Annotated in this window: 3 protein-coding genes and 1 pseudogene; all 4 read left to right on the forward strand. The window is 35.1% G+C overall.

Annotation, left to right across the window (positions count from 1 at the left end):
• On the forward strand, nt 1-480 hold a 480-nt coding region (locus tag B879_RS20620), incomplete at its 5' end, for a hypothetical protein (protein ID WP_040401505.1).
• Nucleotides 481-609: 129 nt separating this feature from the next.
• Nucleotides 610-960 carry a helix-turn-helix domain-containing protein gene (locus tag B879_RS20625; protein ID WP_009187166.1) on the forward strand — a complete coding sequence of 117 codons (351 nt, stop codon included), beginning with the start codon at nt 610-612 and terminating at the stop codon, nt 958-960.
• Nucleotides 953-1,237 (forward strand): hypothetical protein, encoded by a 285-nt coding sequence (locus B879_RS20630; RefSeq protein WP_009187167.1) that lies wholly within the window; start codon nt 953-955, stop codon nt 1,235-1,237. The genes B879_RS20625 and B879_RS20630 overlap by 8 nt, the downstream gene beginning before the upstream one ends.
• Nucleotides 1,238-1,357: 120 nt before the next feature.
• Nucleotides 1,358-1,776, forward strand: a pseudogene (locus B879_RS20635) (DNA primase); the annotation flags it as partial.

Below are 1,776 nucleotides of genomic sequence, written 5' to 3' on the forward strand. Positions count from 1 at the left end.
TTAGATAGTCTTGATTTATATTTCAAAATGAAAGATTTAAAGAATGAAATTAATGAATTATCTAAGTTAAGCCCACATGATGTAAATGAATACACGGCCAAAGGAAATGAAATTGAAAACAAATTCAATCAAATGCCTATGGATGAGGTCCGACAGCATTTTAGACCATTGATTGAAAAAAAGAATCCAAAGAAAAAGGATTGGATGACAAATAAGGATTTTGATATTTTTCTAAGAAGGTCCTTTGGAGGAGAAACCGATTTGCCTAAGCCAAAAATCACTTTGGGCCATGGTGCGAAGTATGCACTTGTAAAACTTTTTTATCTATTCTATGATAAGTGTCAAATTGAATACTACAATCAAAACAGAAACAAAGAACCATTCCTAAACTTACTTAAGGATGCTTTTTTAACAAAAGAATTTGATGACCTGGATACAAGTAATTTTAAGAAATCAAATTCAAATTATGAATGGAATTAGTGGGATTTTTACATTGAATTAGATTTATTTTTTACCCTCTTTACCTTTGTTTTTACCCTCCTTACCCTGAATCAATATTGATTTTTTGACCTTTATAAATTGCCTCCATTAGTAAGAATTATTAAAAATATGGAAGCAAATCAAATTACATTCGACAGCCTACCAAAGGCGATGGCCTCCCTCTTTGATGAGGTGAAGCAAATCAAATCCTTGATCCTCGAGTCCTCCACAGGCCAGCAAGGGGATAAGTTGATGACAATATCCGAGACAGCGGAATTTCTCCACGTACAAAAGCAGACTCTTTACTCCTATGTATCAAAGGGAATAATCCCTCATCATAAGAGAGCAGGGCGGTTGTACTTTTCCCAAAATGATTTAATCGAATGGGTGAAGGCTGGAAATAAACGGGCCTTTGATGTGGAGGAAGAAGCGCAAAAAATCATTTCCAAGCGCAAAAGAAAAGGAGGAAGCCATGAGTAAAAACCCAAATGCCACCTCCTCTAGTGTCAAAGCTACTCGACAGGGTAAAGATACCAAAAAAAGATTAATTACTCTTAAGGCTTCAATGATAGGTTTAGGGATAGTTTATATATCTCTTTGGGATAAAGATTTTGAGATTGGAAGTATTGTTTGTCCCGTGGAAATCTATGGCCTTAATGATTGCTTTTATGAGGCCTTAAATCAAATCCTCATGGGCTATTCTAAAAGCATAGAATATAAAGCCATGCAAAAAAGAGATAGGAGGGGAAGGAAATGATGAGGTTAATATTTGAACAGTTGATTGCGGTCCTTATTACCGTGGGATTTGTGGCAGGCCTAGCGATGACCATAGACTTTATTAGATACTTATACAAACAAATTCAAAAGCTACTCAGACATGACAGAGATAAATAAAGACGGATTTAAAAACCATGTGGAAGGCATGGCAAAGAATACCGAATTAAATTCCCATGATGGAATATTAATCCAATTGCTTAGCGAGGTCAAAGCAATAGATTTTGAAAAGAGGGCTAAAGCCTCACTAGAAGCAAAGCTTAAGGATAAGAATTTGAACTCTCAACAATTGCTTAAAATCCAAGAGGCATTGGATAATTTCTCCTTAAATGAAAAGCATTATTTGATAATAACGATTGAAGAAATAAGCGATTTAGCCAAACGGAAAAAATGGGGAATTTGTAAGAATAAGGAATTTATCTATTTGTATAACGGTGCATTTTGGAAAAGCATAGACAAAGAGGCATTTCAAAAATTTCTAGGTGAAGCCTCTCAAAAAATGGGCGTCGGTACTTATACGGC

Source organism: Cecembia lonarensis LW9 (assembly GCF_000298295.1).
Classification (GTDB): Bacteria; Bacteroidota; Bacteroidia; order Cytophagales; family Cyclobacteriaceae; genus Cecembia; species Cecembia lonarensis.